The organism is Psychrobacillus sp., assembly GCF_032154225.1.
Classification (GTDB): domain Bacteria; phylum Bacillota; class Bacilli; order Bacillales_A; family Planococcaceae; genus Psychrobacillus.
In genome coordinates this window covers 16,249-34,492 of the sequence record NZ_JALDYF010000005.1, presented here as the reverse complement: position 1 = coordinate 34,492, position 18,244 = coordinate 16,249, and the positions used below count along the sequence as shown (strand labels likewise).

Sequence of the window (18,244 nt, the reverse complement as noted above, 5' to 3'; positions counted from 1 at the left end):
TAATATAGAGTGAGACTTGCTTCTCCTATTCCCAAAAGTACTGAACTACTTGGCACTGAAGTTTCTGGTGAGTGGAAGGGGAAAATTTCCATGAGATAACCGAAGAAAAAGCTTGTTGGTAGCGGCGAAGCCACTTCCAACAAGCTTTAAAAATTTTACCGTTCATCGTATAGCCCATTGTGAAGCCTAGAGCGAGTCGGAAACTGTGTCACTAAGGTGTATTTACCAGGTTTATTTTATAATTTATTTAAAAAGAATAATGCCAGTGTTCCAGGGCCAGCGTGTGCACCGACAGCGGAACCGATAAGATGAATTTCAATAGATTTTGGTTGGAACTTTTCTTCGATTAATTGTTTTAGCTCTAATGCAATTGCTTCATCATCTCCGTGGCTAATAGCAATAACTTGCTCGTTTAAACGATCTCCGCGCTCTGCCATCACATCAATCATACGTTTGATCACTTTTTTACGACCACGAATTTTTTCGATCGGCACAAGCTTGCCTTCTTCCACGTGTAGAAGTGGCTTAATGTTCAGCAACCCACCGATAAATGCACTAGCTTTTGAAACCCTGCCGCCACGAGCCATATAGTCTAAATCTTCCACAGTAAATAAATGCTCCATATGCTCAGCATTAAATCGAATTTTTTCTTCAAGTGTTGCAAGGTCAATTCCTTCATCTCGTAATCTTACAGCTTCTTTTACAAGTAAACCGTATCCAAGAGACGCACAGAGCGAATCTATAATTGTCAGTTTTAACTCAGGATATGTTTCGAGAACTTGTTCTTTCATCATGACTGCCGTACTATACGTTCCAGAAAGAGCAGATGAAAACGCAATATAAAATCCTTCTTCGCCTGATTTTGCAAGCTCTTCAAATAATGTGAGCATGTTTTCAGGTGAAGCTTGGGAAGTTTTCGGATGTTTGCCATCACGAATAGCAGCATAAACCTCTGTGGAATGAATTCCCATAATGTCATCATAATCTTTGTCTTCAATATGCACTCTTAAAGGCAATAATTCTACTTTATTCTCTTCAAAAAAAGATTTTGGTAGATCACAAGCACTATCAGCAAATAATTTCATTTTCGTCCTCCTAGGTACTGATTATTTGTTTAATTTTAAACGTTCTATTAAGAACTCTGCAATACCATCTTCATTATTAGACAATGTTATTTCATTTGCGATATTTTGAAGAGGAGAAATGGCATTACCCATCGCAACTCCAACGCCAGCATATTCAATCATTTCAAAGTCGTTATCCTCGTCTCCGAAAGCAATAATTCGTTCTTGTGGGATATTTAAATACTCGGAAACTTTTGATATTCCAACAGCTTTATTTAAACCATTTCGAATAATTTCAATAACGTCCCAAGGAGCTCCCCAACGGCGATGGTCAATTACTTCCGCATGAACATCTTCTAAATGCTTTCGGATGGAAGCAATCGAATCTTCTTCAGCGTGAATGAGTAAACTAGTTGGATCATTTTTCAAAAATGTACGCAAGTCTCCAGTTGTAATATGGGGATTTCCCATAGAAAAGGCAGAAAGCATTTTTTCATCGTGATGGTGTAAGTATATATCATCCAACACTTCGGCAAGCATGTTTTTGATCGAAAAATCTTGTACTGCATCCACCACTTCTTTTACTACTTTTAAGTCTATTGGCGTATGTACAGAGTCCCATGACATATCTGTAGGATGATGAACGAATGCTCCATTAAAGTTTACAATTGGCGTATTTAATCCTAGTTCTTTGTAAAACATTTCACTAGAACGATAAGGTCTACCAGTCGCAATCATAACTTCATGTCCTGCATTTTTTGCTTGGAATAATGTTTTTTTCGTTTTATCTGAAATGACTTTTTCATCGGTTAATAAAGTTCCATCTAAATCTAATACAATTAAGTGCTGTTGCATGAAAAAAACTCCCTTCTTACTATATTATAAAGTGTATCGTGTAAACGATTGAACGTCAAAAGCAATAGCCTATCTCTTTTGTAAAAATGCAATTGCTTTGTTAAAATAATATTAAAAGAGGGAGGAAATCATTGCATGATTGTAAAATCAGAGTTGTGGGGAAACATCCCTTTATTGCATGTACATAAAGAAGAAACGAATACGAATGCACCGATTGTTATTTTTTTGCATGGATTCGAAAGTGCAAAGGAGCATAATTTGCATTATGCTTATCAATTAGTTCATCAAGGATGTCGTGTAATATTACCAGACGCGCATTTACATGGTGCGAGAGATGAAAATTTAGACAAGGTAGAAATGAGCCTAAGATTTTGGGAAACGATATTAACTTCTATTGAAGAAGTCGGGAAGTTGAAAGAACTTCTAATAGAAAAAGGCTATTTAAGTGATCAAAAAATAGCACTTGCTGGAACATCGATGGGAGCGATTATTTCTTTAGGCTGTTTAACCGTTTATCCTTGGATCGATGCGGCTGCGTTGATGATGGGAACTCCCGCATATGTAGAACTTGCAAAAGCACAAATTGCCCAGTTCGAACAAAAAGGATTCGAAATACCGTTAACGAATGAAGAGCGGGAAAATATGTACACAACATTGGCGACATTCGACGCAACGGAGCATATGGACAAACTTGCCGATAAACCGTTATTTTTCTGGCATGGGAAAAAAGATCTTGTCGTACCATTCGAACCGACTGCTCTTTTTGTAGAAGCATTGAAAAAAGAGTATGGTGAAAAGAATATTACGTTCATACCAAATAAAACGGCAGGACATGCTGTCAATCGAAGTGGATTGCTTGCAGCTACGAAATGGCTGGCAGACCATTTGGCATAAGTGAACATATTTGTTATGATGAGGCTAGTAGTAAGAGGAGGTTTTATAAATGGATTTGGATCAAGATCAAGAAATGAAAGATAGTATGATGGCTGCACTAGAAAACGTTATTGACCCCGAGTTAGGTATCGATATTGTTAATTTAGGTTTAGTATATAATGTAGAGTTGACGGAAGAAGCGGTTGCAGAGGTAACGATGACGCTTACTTCTATCGGGTGTCCAATGGGGCCGATGATTGTAGATCAAGTAAAAACAGCGCTTGGCGAGCTTCCAGAAGTGAAAGAAACGGAAGTAAATGTTGTTTTTAATCCACCTTGGTCGAAAGAAAACATGTCACGTTATGCAAAAATTGCACTTGGCATTCGATAATAAAACATGAAATCCCTGTGAATTTTTTTCATAGGGATTTTTTTTTGAAAGAAAATTTTTGGGTTTATTGAGGATAGTGCTGTTGCAAAAGTATTATTAAATAAAGCAATTGAGTAGGGAAATGGAGGTTTAAAGTAATGTTAGGGGAAAACTTTTATGAACAGGTACAAAAGAAACCATTATTCTTTTTGATTTATAGTGTTTTAGCGATTGTATTTTTTACAGGTATCACATTTACTTTTGTAATTCCTGGGTTACAGGGCTTCAAATGGTACTTCTTTTTTATTGCACTTGTGATGTATTTTGTAGTTGCGAATATATTTGTAGAGTTATTTAAAGAACGATTATCATTGGTTTTTATACTTAGCTTAATATTTAGTGCTTTAGGAATGGGATGGCGTTTATGGCTCGAATGGGGGGAGTTTACTTTAGTCGAATATATAAATCCAGTTGTGCTGATTGGTTACCCTTGTATTGTCACATTTATAATATTAATAGCCTTTGATTTCTCTTCTAAATTTAAGATGAAAAAAATAGTAATTATCGATAAATAAAAGTCACTTTTTCTTATTCAACCAAAAGCTCAGGTTAATACAACAAGAAGATGGAGTAGGGGGTGTCGCTGTAGTTTATGCAACTACAGATTTTAAAAAAGCTAGAAGTTGTATTGAGGATCTAAATTCTGTAGCGAATGATGAAAACTACTATATGGTTTATAGTGTCCCTTTTGATGTAGATTTTACTCAAATTGGTCACTACCCTTTAATTGCAATTTCTAAAGAAGATTTTGAATAATTGCCATACGATGAACGAAGAAAAGCTTGTAGTAAGCGGCGCAGCCACTTACTACAAGCTTTTAAAATTTCCCCGTTCATTGTATAGCCCAGTATGAAGCCTGAAGTGAGCTAGAAACTGCATCACTAAGATTTTTAATCTATTCGGCAAATGGTTAAAGGGCAATTGTCACATTCTATTTCTCTACGCAAATAATTTAAATCATGAATCGTAATCATACTTTTGTTGAAAGTAACAATTTGTCCACTCTTTAAATCATTCAACATGCGATTAACGACCTCTCTACTAGTAGCACAAAAATTTGCTAGCTCTTGATTGGTTAAAGGATAATCAATCAAAATGCTGCCATTTTCTTGCCTCACCCCATATGTATTCGACAATCGCACTAAAGTTGAAAAAAGTGCACCTTTTTTTCCATGTAATAATAAATCTCTAAACCGAGTTTGGTTTTTTAAATTATGTGTCTGGATTACTTTCATCCATTCCATCATACGTTCGGAATCAGAGGTTAAATATTTTTCAAGTAGTGAACGATTCAAAGTTAGTACTTTTGTTGGTTCGACAGCATTTGCGGAAAGAGAATGATAAACTACTTCGCAAAAAACGGCTGTTTCGCCAATATAACTATTTGGTCCCGCAATTCGAAGTGTAAGCAATTTACCGCTTTCCGTGTCTTTGTTAATTCTTACCGATCCAGATTGAATAAGATAAACATCTTCAGCACGTTCGCCTTCTAGGAAAATAGGTTGGTCTTTTTCTATTTTAATAATGGAACCAAATTGTTCAAACAATGAATAAATACCACTAGAAATAGGAGCATTTTCTGCCATAAAAAATCACAACCTTTCCATCTTTTAATTAATAATAGCACATTAACCCTATATAAATGTTGTTTATTAAGAACTATCCATTTTTCTTTACAAATAATATGGAAAAGAACTATAATTATATTAGTCAAAAAAGGTCAAACTTTTTTTAGGGGGAATATTTATATGCAAATGAATCAACAGGAAGAAAAAAGTCCTTTAGAAATGTACGGGCGTAACTTAGTAACAATTGTGAAAGAAGGTAAGATGGACCCTGTTATCGGGAGGGATCAAGAAATTCGGGATGTCATACGAATTTTATCAAGAAAAACAAAAAATAATCCGGTGTTAATTGGTGAACCTGGTGTAGGGAAAACGGCAATAGTAGAAGGGCTTGCGCAGCGTATTGTTCGAAAAGATGTTCCAGAGGGATTAAAGGAAAAAGAAATTTTTGAGCTAGATATGAGTTCTTTAATTGCTGGTGCAAAATACCGGGGCGAATTTGAGGAACGATTAAAAGCTGTATTGAAACAAGTGAAAGATAGTGATGGGCAAATTATTTTATTTATTGATGAAATTCATACAATTGTTGGAGCAGGGAAATCAGATGGTGCAATGGATGCAGGAAATATGTTAAAACCGATGCTAGCACGAGGAGAGTTGCATTGTATCGGTGCCACTACTTTGGATGAATACCGAATGTATATTGAAAAAGACCCGGCATTAGAAAGACGATTCCAGCAAGTGCTCGTTCGGGAGCCATCAGTGGAAGATACGGTTTCTATTTTACGCGGCTTGAAGGAACGTTTTGAATTACATCATGGCGTTCGTATTCATGACCGAGCAATAGTTGCAGCAGCAGAACTTTCGAATCGCTATATTACGGAACGTTTTTTACCAGATAAAGCGATTGATCTAGTGGATGAAGCTTGTGCGATGATTCGAACTGAAATTGACTCGATGCCACAAGAATTAGATGAGGTAACGAGAAGAGTTATGCAGCTTCAAATCGAAGAACAAGCATTAATGAAAGAAAAGGATGCTTCAAGTAAAAAAAGATTAGAGCATTTGCGAAGTGAGTTACAAGAACTAGAACAATCCTCAAGCGCAATGAAAAATAAATGGCTACAAGAAAAAGAAGAGATACAATTCATTCAGCAAAAAAGAGAAGAGTTAGATCGATATCGAAGAGAGTTAAAAGATGCAGAAAGTAATTACGATTTAAATAAAGCAGCGGAGCTTCAACATGGAAAAATTCCAATGCTTGAAAAAGAATTACAAATACATGAACAGCATGAAAATGAAAGTTCGGAATCTCGATTACTACGAGAAGAAGTAACGGCAGAAGAAATTGCTTCTATTGTATCAAGATGGACTGGTATACCAGTAACGAAGCTTGTAGAAGGAGAAAGGGAAAAACTTTTACGTTTGAAAGAAACGCTTGGAGAAAGGGTAGTTGGACAAGATCAAGCAGTTCAATTAGTGACGGAAGCAGTTTGGCGAGCAAGAGCTGGTATTAAAGATCCGTCGAAACCAATTGGATCATTTTTATTTTTAGGCCCAACTGGTGTTGGGAAAACAGAACTTGCTAAATCTCTTGCAGCGAATTTATTCGATTCGGAAGAGCATTTTATCCGTATAGATATGTCCGAGTATATGGAAAAGCATAGTGTTTCTCGTTTAGTTGGTGCACCTCCTGGTTATGTTGGATACGAAGAGGGAGGACAATTAACAGAAGCGGTAAGAAGGAATCCATATTCGGTTGTTTTATTGGATGAAATTGAAAAAGCACATCCAGATGTGGCGAATATTCTTTTGCAAATAATGGACGATGGTCGAATTACAGATAGCCAAGGAAGAATGGTGAGTTTTGCTAATACGATTGTTATATTAACTTCTAATATTGGTTCACAGTATCTTGCAGATACTACGGAGGCTGTGGGAGAAGTGGAGGAAGCGCTCGTCATGACGGCACTCCGTGAGCATTTCAAACCAGAATTACTAAATCGGATGGACGATATTATTATGTTCCATTCCTTAACAGTGCATCATTTTGTGAGAATCACAGAAAAATATGTGAAGCTTCTTCAAGCTAGATTGCGTGAGCAAGAAATTACGTTACAAGTAGAAGAGGAAGTTATTGAGTGGATTGTTGCAGAAGGTACGGACGCTGCGTTTGGTGCAAGACCATTAAAACGATTCATGCAGCGCTATTTGGAAACAGCAGTAGCAAAACTAATTATCGGAGGAACTGTTCTTCCTGGAAGTACGATTATTGCGGCGATTGAAGATGGTCATCTCGTTTTAAAATAAATAGAAAAACGCTCCCAAAATCGGGAGCGTTTTTTAGTGATGTTTTGCTGGAAGTGGATCGTTTGGAATAATTGCACCGATGATAAAAATCATAATTGCAACTGGTATAGACATGATTAAACCGTGATTAAGTACAAAATCTACGTTATTTACAGAGCTTACTACATAATTTAGCATAGATACTAAAATTACTGTCCATACGATTGTCATAATGTATTTCATTTCGTTTCACCTCAAGGCTAGATTTCTATATGTATCATACCATAATGGTCGATATTTCAAAAGAATATTTAATGATTGAAACGATGTTGTTGAAAAAAGTTCATAAATTCGTTATTATTATTACCAGATACTAATAACAGATTATAAGAAATGAGGAACTGTCATGAATGCTGGAATAATTGGTTTAGGTACGTATGCACCAGAGCAAATTTTGACGAATGAAGATCTTGAAAAAAAAGTAGATACATCCGATGAATGGATTCGAACGATGACTGGTATAGAAGAAAGAAGAATAGCTGGACCTGAACAAGATACTTCGCACTTGGCACTTGAAGCTGCCAAGGAAGCGATAAAAGATGCTGGTATTTCACCAGAGCAAATAGGATTAATCTTAGTTGCGACAGTGACGCCAGACTATCCTTTCCCAAGTGTTTCTTCCATGTTACAACATCAACTAGGGGCAACAAATGCTGCTGCAATGGATATATCTGCTGCTTGTGCAGGGTTTATGTACGGTATTGTAACTGCTAAACAGTTTGTAGAATCAGATGTTTATTCTCATGTCCTTGTTGTGGGAGTTGAAAAGCTATCTAAAATAACGAATTGGGAAGATCGCAATACAGCTGTGTTATTTGGAGATGGAGCTGGTGCTGCGGTTATAAGTAAAGTATCTGAAGGTCGAGGGATTTTATCATTCGAGCTAGGTGCTGACGGAAGTGGTGGTAAGCATTTATACCAAGATGGACCTTATCTATCGATGAATGGCCGCGAAGTATTTAAATTTGCAGTTAGACAAATGGGTGAATCTGCTGTTAATGTAATTGAAAAGGCAGGTTTAAACAAAGAAGATATCGATTTATTGATCCCGCATCAAGCGAATATTCGTATTATGGATGCATCTAGGGAAAGATTAGGATTACCAATTGAAAAAATGTCTAAAACGATTCATAAGTATGGAAACACATCGTCCGCTTCTATTCCACTTTCATTGAAAGAAGAAGTTATGAACGGCAAAGTGAAAGACGATGATGTCATTGTTATGGTAGGTTTTGGCGGAGGTTTAACTTGGGGTGCCATTACGCTTAAATGGGGAAGATAATTAATTTATTTTGAAGGGATGAGTTTTATGAATAAACGTAGGGTTGTAGTAACTGGTTTAGGTGCTGTTACACCACTTGGAAATGATATAGAAACAACATGGGCAGGTATTAAAGAAGGGAAATCTGGCGTGGGCATGCTAACAAGGTTAGATGCTAGTCAGTTTTCTGCAAAAGTTGCAGCACAAGTGAATGATTTTGATATAGAGAAATATATTGAAAGAAAAGATGCTCGTAAAATGGATCGTTTTACGCAGTATGCACTTGCTGCTTCAATTATGGCAGTAGATGATGCAAACTTAACGATTACAGAGGAACTTGGACTTCGCACGGGTGTATGGATCGGTTCTGGTATAGGTGGAATGGAAACGTATGAAGCGCAGTTCCGTATCTTTTTAGAAAAGGGAGCACGTCGAGTTAGTCCATTTTTCGTACCGATGATGATTCCGGATATGGCTGCAGGGCAAGTTTCGATTCATTTTGGAGCAAAGGCTATTAATTCGTGTACAGTTACTGCTTGTGCATCAGGAACGAATTCCATTGGAGATGCATTTAAAGTAATTGAACGTGGAGATGCAGATGTAATGATTACTGGTGGGGCGGAATCACCTATTACACATATGTCTGTTGCAGGTTTTTGTTCGAACACAGCACTTACATTGAACACAGATCCAACTACTGCTTCTAGACCTTTTGATGCAAATCGTGATGGATTTGTTATTGGTGAAGGTGCTGGAATTATTATTTTAGAAGAATATGAACATGCAGTTGCACGCGGGGCGAAAATTTATGCAGAAATCATCGGTTATGGTTCTACAGGTGATGCTCATCATATTACTGCTCCAGCACCTGGAGGAGAAGGTGCTGCAAGAGCGATGAAGCAAGCACTCGCAGATGCTGGTATTGAGCCAGAGCAAGTAGATTATATTAATGCACATGGAACAAGCACTCCGTATAATGATGAGTTTGAAACACTTGCTGTTAAATCGGTATTCGGTGAGCATGCGTATAAGCTTGCGATGAGTTCAACTAAGTCGATGACTGGGCATTTACTAGGAGCAGCAGGAGGGATTGAAGCCATTTTTACTGTTTTAGCATTGAAGGAAGGTATTCTGCCTCCAACGACGAATTTAGAAACACCAGATCCAATTTGTGATTTGGATTATGTTCCAAATGTGGCTAGAAAAGCAGATATTGCATATGCAATGAGTAATTCTTTAGGTTTTGGCGGACATAACGCAAGTATTTTGTTTAAAAAATAAATGGTTGGATAAATCCCTGTGAATCTACGCAGGGATTTTTTTTGTACAGTATATGAATCGATAGTTAGGATTCCGTTTCAGTAAATAGCCCCTATGCCTTCGCGCTTGCCGCACCTTGCATGAGCCGACTTGCGCTGCGAACAAGTGGGTCTCATACTTCGGCTCATGCGGCCCGACGCGCTACTGCGTAAAGTAAATCTTTATCTATATAAGTTAGTAATCAAGACGCGTGGAATAATGTAATCTTACTCTTTCTACACACTGAACCAAAATATAGAAGTCCCCCTTTAAAAATTTCCCTCCAAACAATTTAACTCACTAGAAGGTTGGTTTAATAACACTTTAAAGCATAAAAATATTTTCTTGGCATAATAAGTCGGAAAATGTCGAATGATTTAAGCGAGCGAAAAAAATTTCAAAAAAGCATAATTCATATAAACCTTGATAAATATAGATTTACATAACATATATGAACTTCAAAAAAGAGTAAAATAAGGAAAATGAAAAAAAGCATATTGCGAATATAGCGATACTGTAATAGACTTTAAAACTAGGATGACAATTATCAGAAAAGAAGGATTATTTAGTGTTATTAGAAATTTCTTTAAATTACAAGAATATCGAACAATCTCTTGAGAGGAGTTTTATTTTTGAACAACACAGAATCGCTTTTAACGATAAAAGATCTACATACTGGTTTTCGGATTAAGGATACATACTATGATGCAGTTGATGGTGTAACAATTTCGTTAAAGAAAAACGAAATCCTGGCAATTGTCGGTGAATCTGGTTGCGGCAAAAGCACATTGGCGACATCCATTATAGGGCTTCACGATCACAATACAACAAGAGTTCAAGGGCAAATTAATTATAAAAATGTTAACCTAGCAACTTTAAGTGAAGAAAAATTTAACGATGTACGTGGAGAAGAAATCGGAATGATTTTCCAAGATCCACTATCTGCACTAAATCCACTTATGCGAATTGGAGAGCAGATAGAAGAAGGGCTTATTTACCATACAAAATTGTCCAAGACCGAAAGATTGGACCGTGTACTAGAGTTACTCGCACAAGTTGGAATTCCAAATCCAGAACGAACTGCTCAACAATTTCCACATCAGTTATCTGGTGGGATGAGACAGCGTGTTATTATTGCAATCGCCATTTCATGTAAACCAAATATTATTATTGCAGATGAACCGACTACTGCGCTAGATGTAACGATTCAAGCGCAAATTTTAGATTTGTTAATCGATCTTCAAGAAGAAACGGGAGCAGGAATCATATTAATAACACATGATCTTGGAGTTGTTTCGGAAGTAGCTGACCGTGTTGCAGTAATGTATGCAGGACAAATAATTGAAGAAGCACCTGTAGAGGAATTATTTTCCAACCCTAAGCATCCGTATACAAGATCATTATTCAATTCGATACCACAAATTAATAGTGAAGGTGAAAAATTGCAAGTAATTAAAGGCATGGTTCCATCTCTTATGAAGTTGCCGCGTACCGGTTGCAGATTTGCATCTCGTATTCCGTGGATTTCAGAGCATATGCATGAAACAAATCCGACACTTCACGAAGTATCTCCCGGCCATTTCGTCAGATGTACTTGCTGGCAGCACTTCCATTTCGAAGAGGAAGAAGGAGGAAGTTCGAAATGAGTTTTATGCAAATAAATGACTTAAAAGTGTATTATCCAATCCGTGGTGGATTATTTAATACAGTTGTCGATAATGTCCGAGCTGTTGATGGTATTACGATGGAAATAGAAAAAGGCAAGGCGTATGGGTTAGTTGGAGAATCAGGCTGTGGAAAATCAACCACTGGAAAGTCGATTATTGGACTTGAAAAAATTACTTCTGGAAGCATTGTTTATGAAGGGAAAAACGTTACAAATAAACGTCGAGACAGCAATTCCTCCTATAATCGAGATATCCAAATGATTTTTCAAGATGCACATTCAAGTTTAAATCCTAGAAAAAGAGTAGTAGATATTATTGCAGAACCGATTCGTAACTTTCTTAGCCTTTCTGTATCGGAGGAGAATAGAAAGGTAAACGAACTTTTAGCAATCGTCGGGATGCCTGAGGATGCCAAATATAAATATCCACATGAATTTTCAGGTGGCCAAAAGCAGCGATTAGGTATTGCAAGAGCGATTGCAACTAATCCAAAGCTTATTATTGCAGATGAGCCAGTATCGGCATTGGATTTATCTGTACAAGCACAGGTTTTAAACTTTATGAAGGATATTCAAGCGGAATACGGATTAAGTTATTTGTTTATATCACATGATCTAGGTGTCGTAAAACATATGTGTGATAATGTTTCCATTATGTATCAAGGAAGATTTGTAGAATCTGGATCTCGTTCAGATATATATACGAATCCACAGCATATTTACACGAAGCGTTTATTGTCAGCTATTCCGAATGTGAATCCCGTTGGCCGAAGCGAGCGAAAGAAAGAGCGAATTGAAGTAGAAGCACACTACCAATTAGAGCATAAGACGTATTACGATACGAATGGCAGAGTTTATGATTTAACGCCATTAACAAACACCCATTCCGTTGCAACGCATAACGTGAAAGGGGAAAACTAAGATGTGGAAAACAATTGTTAGACGTATATTAATCATGATTCCTCAATTATTAGTACTAAGTATTTTAATTTTCATTTTGGCGAAGCTTATGCCGGGTGACCCGTTCACAGGAATGATTACACCTGAGACAGACCCAGCACGAGTAGCAGAACTTCGTGAAAAAGCAGGTTTGAATGATCCAGTGCTCGTTCAATATGTAAGATGGGTGAAAAATTCATTACAAGGTGATTTTGGTAAAAGTTATACATTTAAACGAGATGTAGCTTCCCTTATTGGGGAACGGGCATTGAATACTTTCTGGCTATCTCTTTTAAGTGTGATTTTACTTTATGCGATTGCTATTCCATTAGGTGTATTATCAGGGCGCTTCCAAAATTCTATTTTAGATAAAATCATCGTGTTGTATAGCTTTATCACATTTGCTATACCAGTATTTGTACTTGCTCTACTGTTTTTATTTTTCTTTGGATACAAATTGGAATGGTTCCCTACAGTTGGAAGTGTAGATATAAAATATGATCCTGGCACAATCGGTTATATATGGAGCAAAATTTATCATATGTTATTGCCGGCCATTACAACTGCAATCTTAGGAACAACAGGTGTCATTCAATATTTACGTTCGGAAGTAATTGATTCTAAAACAATGGATTATGTTCGTACAGCACGTAGTAAAGGTATACCGATTAAAAAAGTGTATTCTAGACATATTTTTAGAAACTCTTTATTGCCAATAGCAGCTTTCTTTGGATTTACGATTACTGGATTATTAGGCGGATCTATTTTCATCGAAACAATCTTTGGTTACCAAGGAATGGGGCAACTATTTATTTCTTCCTTATCTTCTCGTGATTACAGTGTAATTACAGCCCTTGTTATGTTATATGGGTTTTTAGCATTATTAGGAAGTCTACTATCCGATATTATTATGAGCATTGTTGACCCTAGAATTAGGATAGAATAGGCGAATTAATTAAATGTTAAGGAGAGGAAAATAAATATGGAAAAACAAGTAGAGGCAGTTAAAGCAGTAAACTCCTCCCCGAGTGGAATGCAAGTTGTCTTCCGGGAGTTTAAAAAAGATAAATTAGCAATGTTTTCACTTATTTCATTAGTTGTAGTAATCGTAGGAGTTTTTATATGGGCTATGCTCATCGATCAAGAAGCACTCATGCGAGTAAGCTTACGCGATAAATTTGCACCGCCAGGAGACAAGTTCTTCTTAGGGGCAGACCAAGGTGGTAAAGATATTCTTGGACAGTTAGTAATTGGTGCACGTAATTCCATTTTGATTGCTATTGCCATTACGCTTATTACAGGAGTTTTCGGTATTGCAGTTGGTCTAATATGTGGTTATTTTGGTGGTTGGATTGACAATATTTTTATGCGCATTATTGATTTCTTTATCACACTACCATTTTTAATGATTATTATCGTTTTTGTTACGATTATCCCCAAGTATACAGTAGGCTCATTCATTATGATTATGAGTACTTTTATCTGGGTAGGTACTGCTCGTCTTGTACGTAGTAAGGCATTGTCTGAAAGTAGACGAGATTATGTAAATGCTTCGAAGACGCTAGGAACTCGTAATTTCGTTATTATCTTTAAAGAAATTATGCCTAACTTAAGCTCTATATTAATCGTCGAATTAACTTTAAGCTTTGCTGGAAACGTTGGTATTGAAACTGGTTTAACATATTTAGGTTTCGGTTTACCACCTTCAACACCAAGTTTAGGTACGCTCGTAAGTTATGCAAATAACCCATTAGTTTTAGAACAAAAATTATGGGTTTGGTTGCCTGCATCATTATTTATATTGTTCATGATGTTAGCGATAAACTATATAGGGCAAGCAATGAGACGTTCTGCAGATGCAAAACAACGTTTAGGTTAATAATGGTACCGTCATAAGGAATACTAAAGTCCTTATGTTACACATATAATTAGCTGAATACTCAGGTACGAAAATATTCAGCTCTAAGAGAAAAAGGGAGGAAATGTTATGAAGAATAAGTTTTGGTTATTACTAGCTCTTTTGTTAACGTTCACACTCGTTTTAGCTGCATGTAATGGCGGCGAAAAAACAACTGAAGAAAAACCTTCTGAACCTACTACTGAAAAACCAGCAGAAGAAACTGGTGGAGAAGAAGAAGCGGAAACTCCAGAAGCAGAAGAAGGATTATTCCCAGTTGTAGCAACAAATGAAGGCGATGCAATTTCAGGAGGAATTTTGAAAGTTGCAATGGCAAAAGATGAGCCTTTCCAAGGGATTTTCTCTTCAGTACTTTATGAAGATGCTTATGATGCAGATATTCAAGCTTATGCAAGTAACTCACTTTTTGAAGCGGATGGAGATTTCCTTCTAACAGACGAAGGTATTGCATCAATGGTAGTGGATCAAGCTAACAACAAAGCAACGATTAAAATTAAAGATGGCGTAAAATGGTCAGATGGTGAGCCACTTAAAATCGAAGATCTTATTCAGCCTTACTTAATTATTGGACATAAAGACTATGCAGGAGTTCGTTATGATGCAGACTTCCAAAACATTATTGGTGCAGAAGAGTATCATGCAGGTACTGCTGAAACAATTTCAGGTTTAGTTAAAGTAGACGAATCAACTTTAGAAATTTCTTTCAAAAAATTATCTCCAGCTATTTTTAGTGGTGGAGACGGGATTTGGACTTATGCAGAGCCAAGCCATATCTTAAAAGATATTCCGGTTGCAGAAATGATTGAATCTGATGCAGTTCGTAAAACTCCAGTTACACTTGGAGCATTCAAGTTCGACAAAATCGTTCCAGGTGAATCAGTTCAATTCGTAGCAAATGAACATTACTGGAAAGGTAAACCAAAATTAGAAGGCGTTATTGTTAAAGTTGTACCATCAAGTTCAATTTCAAAAGCAATCCAATCAGGTGAATATGATTTAGTTTCATCTTTCAGTGCTTCAAAAATTGAAGAAATCAAAGACTTTGACAACATTACAGTTCTTGGTCGTCCAGAGCTTTACTATCAATATTTAGGTTTCAAATTAGGTAAATACGATTACGATAATAGCGTTGTTATTACGGATATCGAAGGCTCGAAAATGGGTGACGTTAAATTACGTCAAGCAATGGGTTATGCACTTGATGCAGAACAAGTTGCAGAAGTTTATTACAATGGTTTACGTGAACGAGCTAACTCACTAATTCCACCAGTATTTAAATCTTTCTATGATGCAGATCTAGCAGGATATACGTATGATCCGGAAAAAGCAAAAGCATTGCTTGATGAAGCAGGATTTAAAGATACTAATGGCGATGGTCTACGTGAAGATAAAGCGGGTCAGCCACTAGAAATTAAATTTGCTACTATGGCTGGCGATGATATTGCAGAAGATATTACTCAATTCTTCTTGCAAAACTGGAAAGACGTAGGGTTAAATGTAACATTAGCTACAGGTCGTACAATTGAGTTCAATAGCTTCTACGATAAAGTACAGGCGGATGATCCAGAAATCGACATTTTCATGGCTGCTTGGGGAACAGGAACAAATCCATCTCCATCAGGTTTATACTCGAAAACAGCTGTATATAACTTCAGCCGTTACACGTCTGATTTCTTAGAAACAACTTTAATAAATATCGATTCTCCAGAAGCGTTTGATGCAGATTACCGTGCTGGTCAATTCAAAGCATGGCAAGAATATATGGCTGAACAAGCTCCAGTTATTCCAACTATGTACCGTTATGAGCTAGTTCCAGTGAACAAACGTGTGAAAAATTACAGTATTGATTATTCTACTCCAACTGAATTACAAGATATCGAATTAGTATCTGATACTGGTGCGAAATCTACAAAATAATAATAGTACAAAAAAAACCGTTCCTAGACGAAAGTTTAGGAACGGTTTTTCATATAGTTGAGTAAGGATGTGATACATATGAGACTTCTATTATTTTTAATAAGCTACGGATCAGCTGTTATTAGCTGTTCACATTTAGTGCTTTATTTAAACTTTTTATCACTAGGGTACTCTTGGAATACCGTTTTACTTTATATGATAAATTCCAACGATTTTATTGTTTTTTGTCTATCTCTTCTATTAATAACGATTATCGTCTTCTTCCAAGGCCCATTGCGTCTTCCATCTTAGTTAACGTAGATTTAGCAAGAAGATTTGCTTTTTCTGCGCCTTTATCCAAAATGTCATCTAGCTCTGTAGAGTTCAATAACTGTTCGTAACGAGCTTGGATTGGAGCAAAATGGTCAATAATGACTTGTGCAACAGATGCTTTAAAATCACCATATCCTTTTCCTTCGTATTTTTGTACAAGCGATTCAATCGAAACATTCGTTAAAGAAGATTCAATCGTCAATAAATTGGATACTCCAGGTTTATTGTCTAGATCAAATGCTACAATTCCTTCTGAATCTGTTACAGAACTTTTAATTTTCTTTTCAATTTCTTTCGGCGTATCTAACAGTCGAATTGTCGCTTTTTGAACTGGATCTGATTTACTCATTTTCTTTAATGGGTCTTGAAGCGATTTAATGCGAGCCCCATTTTTCGGAAGTTGTATTTCTGGAATTGTAAGCACTTCGCCGTAGCGTTTGTTAAATCTTTCTGCCAAGTCTCTTGTTAACTCCACATGTTGTTTTTGATCATCTCCTACAGGCACGATATCTGTTTGGTAGAGAAGAATATCGGCAGCCATTAACGGTGGATATGTCAATAAAGCAGCAGAAACCGCATCTTTTCCATCCGATTTATCTTTAAACTGTGTCATTCTTTCTAGCTCTCCGATATAGGAAATACATTGCATCATCCATCCAGCTTGTGCATGAGCAGGTACTTCTGATTGGATAAATAAAGTGGACTTGTCAGGATCAATACCAACTGCGATATACAGTGCTGCTAAAGAACGAATATGCTTTCTTAGCTCTTGTGGATCTTGCGCGATTGTAATTGCATGTTGATCGACAATACAAAATACGCAATCAAAATCATTTTGTAGTGCAGTAAACTGTCTAAATGCTCCGATATAATTGCCTAGTGTAATAATACCTGTTGGCTGTACTCCTGAAAAAATTTTCTTCATAGTTTCTCCTCCTAAAATGGGTATAAAAAAAACATCATACATCCCCTAAAAAAAGGGACGAATGATGTATAATCCGTGGTACCACCCAGCTTGCTAAAAAAATAGCCACTTGAACTTCGTAACGTGAAGGAAACGGTATATGCTAATGTAAATTCACATTCACATATACTGCTCGGAAGCCCATTCCATTTGATGTATGTTCTGTTTGCAGCGACCACAGACTCTCTTGTCATACGAATTCAAATGTACTTTTCTTCGTCAAAGCTTAACTATTCTGTTTCGAGTATTATAATATAGAAGAAACTCAAAAATCAAGGTAAAACTTAACTATAATAAACGAGTAATGCGATACACATACAGAGTAAACTAGATAATCCTAAAGCGATAACCGGCTTAAAGGAAAAAGAAAACACTGCGGATGGCACACGCATACTTTTTGCTTCATCTTTCATATGCTTTGGGGTAAAAACTTTTCGCATACTTAGTGTAAAAAAATCAAAGAATCCACTTGAAATAACATAGGACATTAAGCCAAAAAATGTAATTGTTCCACCGACATAAAAAGACATGTTGGCATAAGAAATAAGTTGTAGATTACCATAAATTACAAACGAAAGTACTACTATTAATAGTTGTAAACCAAAAAAGTAGATCAATTTTTTCTTCATATTTCACCTCTATCTGAAAAGATTATAGAAGATTTACTCGAAAAAATCAAAAATACTACTTGAAGCAATGTAAGAAAAATGCAAAAACTTTACCAATCCTCTCCAATTATTAGGACAATGTAATGATTTTGTTACAATATTGTAAAAAAAAAAATAAATTAACTGTACAAGTCAATCGTAAAATGTATAATGAATATTGTAAT

At 36.4% G+C, this 18,244-nt stretch carries 18 protein-coding genes and 1 other annotated feature; of the genes, 12 read left to right on the top strand and 6 right to left on the bottom strand.

What is annotated here, in order from left to right:
- Nucleotides 1-236: 236 nt before the first annotated feature.
- Together RUH95_RS08885 and RUH95_RS08880 are read right to left on the bottom strand one after the other, a co-directional pair.
- Nucleotides 237-1,085: a DegV family protein gene (locus RUH95_RS08885; protein ID WP_313892507.1), complete on the bottom strand. Its 849-nt coding sequence runs from the start codon at nucleotides 1,083-1,085 to the stop codon at nucleotides 237-239.
- A gap of 21 nt (nucleotides 1,086-1,106) precedes the next feature.
- A complete protein-coding gene (locus tag RUH95_RS08880; protein WP_313892506.1) occupies nucleotides 1,107-1,919 on the bottom strand; it encodes a Cof-type HAD-IIB family hydrolase in 813 nt (270 codons plus the stop codon).
- A gap of 135 nt (nucleotides 1,920-2,054) precedes the next feature.
- Between RUH95_RS08880 and RUH95_RS08875 the strand changes: the two genes are divergently transcribed.
- The 3 genes from RUH95_RS08875 (at nucleotide 2,055) to RUH95_RS08865 (ending at nucleotide 3,737) form a co-directional block, all read left to right on the top strand.
- The gene (locus RUH95_RS08875) at nucleotides 2,055-2,813 is read left to right on the top strand and encodes a prolyl oligopeptidase family serine peptidase (RefSeq protein ID WP_313892505.1); all 759 of its coding nucleotides are present in this window, start codon (nucleotides 2,055-2,057) and stop codon (nucleotides 2,811-2,813) included.
- Between the two features lie 49 nt (nucleotides 2,814-2,862).
- Nucleotides 2,863-3,183, top strand: coding sequence for a metal-sulfur cluster assembly factor (locus tag RUH95_RS08870; protein ID WP_313892504.1), 321 nt, complete (start codon nucleotides 2,863-2,865; stop codon nucleotides 3,181-3,183).
- A gap of 137 nt (nucleotides 3,184-3,320) precedes the next feature.
- Nucleotides 3,321-3,737, top strand: coding sequence for an ABC transporter permease (locus RUH95_RS08865; protein ID WP_313892503.1), 417 nt, complete (start codon nucleotides 3,321-3,323; stop codon nucleotides 3,735-3,737).
- A 375-nt stretch (nucleotides 3,738-4,112) separates the two neighbouring features.
- Here the strand turns inward: RUH95_RS08865 and RUH95_RS08860 are convergent, their stop codons facing one another.
- Nucleotides 4,113-4,808: a Crp/Fnr family transcriptional regulator gene (locus RUH95_RS08860; protein ID WP_313892502.1), complete on the bottom strand. Its 696-nt coding sequence runs from the start codon at nucleotides 4,806-4,808 to the stop codon at nucleotides 4,113-4,115.
- Nucleotides 4,809-4,970: 162 nt separating this feature from the next.
- Between RUH95_RS08860 and RUH95_RS08855 the strand changes: the two genes are divergently transcribed.
- The gene (locus tag RUH95_RS08855; RefSeq protein WP_313892501.1) at nucleotides 4,971-7,097 is read left to right on the top strand and encodes an ATP-dependent Clp protease ATP-binding subunit; all 2,127 of its coding nucleotides are present in this window, start codon (nucleotides 4,971-4,973) and stop codon (nucleotides 7,095-7,097) included.
- A 33-nt stretch (nucleotides 7,098-7,130) separates the two neighbouring features.
- On the opposite strand, the gene RUH95_RS08850 is transcribed toward RUH95_RS08855, so the two are convergent.
- Nucleotides 7,131-7,319 (bottom strand): YjzD family protein, encoded by a 189-nt coding sequence (locus RUH95_RS08850; RefSeq protein ID WP_313892500.1) that lies wholly within the window; start codon nucleotides 7,317-7,319, stop codon nucleotides 7,131-7,133.
- Between the two features lie 163 nt (nucleotides 7,320-7,482).
- Between RUH95_RS08850 and RUH95_RS08845 the strand changes: the two genes are divergently transcribed.
- From RUH95_RS08845 to RUH95_RS21565, 8 genes are all read left to right on the top strand, one after another.
- Complete coding sequence (locus RUH95_RS08845) at nucleotides 7,483-8,418, top strand: beta-ketoacyl-ACP synthase III (protein ID WP_313892499.1); 936 nt, start codon at nucleotides 7,483-7,485, stop codon at nucleotides 8,416-8,418.
- A gap of 27 nt (nucleotides 8,419-8,445) precedes the next feature.
- Nucleotides 8,446-9,678, top strand: coding sequence for a beta-ketoacyl-ACP synthase II (gene fabF / locus RUH95_RS08840; RefSeq protein WP_313892498.1), 1,233 nt, complete (start codon nucleotides 8,446-8,448; stop codon nucleotides 9,676-9,678).
- A gap of 650 nt (nucleotides 9,679-10,328) precedes the next feature.
- Nucleotides 10,329-11,342: an ABC transporter ATP-binding protein gene (locus RUH95_RS08835; RefSeq protein WP_313892497.1), complete on the top strand. Its 1,014-nt coding sequence runs from the start codon at nucleotides 10,329-10,331 to the stop codon at nucleotides 11,340-11,342.
- Complete coding sequence (locus RUH95_RS08830; RefSeq protein ID WP_313892496.1) at nucleotides 11,339-12,283, top strand: ATP-binding cassette domain-containing protein; 945 nt, start codon at nucleotides 11,339-11,341, stop codon at nucleotides 12,281-12,283. The genes RUH95_RS08835 and RUH95_RS08830 overlap by 4 nt, the downstream gene beginning before the upstream one ends.
- A 1-nt stretch (nucleotide 12,284) precedes the next feature.
- Nucleotides 12,285-13,247: an oligopeptide ABC transporter permease gene (gene opp4B, locus RUH95_RS08825; RefSeq protein ID WP_313892495.1), complete on the top strand. Its 963-nt coding sequence runs from the start codon at nucleotides 12,285-12,287 to the stop codon at nucleotides 13,245-13,247.
- 36 nt (nucleotides 13,248-13,283) lie between these two features.
- Nucleotides 13,284-14,180 carry an ABC transporter permease gene (locus RUH95_RS08820; RefSeq protein WP_313892494.1) on the top strand — a complete coding sequence of 299 codons (897 nt, stop codon included), beginning with the start codon at nucleotides 13,284-13,286 and terminating at the stop codon, nucleotides 14,178-14,180.
- Between the two features lie 108 nt (nucleotides 14,181-14,288).
- Nucleotides 14,289-16,136: an oligopeptide ABC transporter substrate-binding protein gene (locus RUH95_RS08815; protein ID WP_313892493.1), complete on the top strand. Its 1,848-nt coding sequence runs from the start codon at nucleotides 14,289-14,291 to the stop codon at nucleotides 16,134-16,136.
- Between the two features lie 78 nt (nucleotides 16,137-16,214).
- Nucleotides 16,215-16,427, top strand: a complete 213-nt coding sequence (locus tag RUH95_RS21565) for a YuzI family membrane protein (RefSeq protein WP_483880131.1) — start codon at nucleotides 16,215-16,217, stop codon at nucleotides 16,425-16,427.
- On the opposite strand, the gene trpS is transcribed toward RUH95_RS21565, so the two are convergent.
- The gene (gene trpS / locus RUH95_RS08810) at nucleotides 16,387-17,373 is read right to left on the bottom strand and encodes a tryptophan--tRNA ligase (RefSeq protein ID WP_313892492.1); all 987 of its coding nucleotides are present in this window, start codon (nucleotides 17,371-17,373) and stop codon (nucleotides 16,387-16,389) included. The genes RUH95_RS21565 and trpS overlap by 41 nt on opposite strands.
- Before the next feature lie 50 nt (nucleotides 17,374-17,423).
- Nucleotides 17,424-17,644 (bottom strand) — a binding site (T-box leader).
- A 52-nt stretch (nucleotides 17,645-17,696) separates the two neighbouring features.
- On the bottom strand, nucleotides 17,697-18,041 hold the full coding sequence (locus RUH95_RS08805) for a DUF3899 domain-containing protein (RefSeq protein ID WP_313892491.1): 345 nt from the start codon (nucleotides 18,039-18,041) through the stop codon (nucleotides 17,697-17,699).
- Nucleotides 18,042-18,244: the final 203 nt, after the last annotated feature.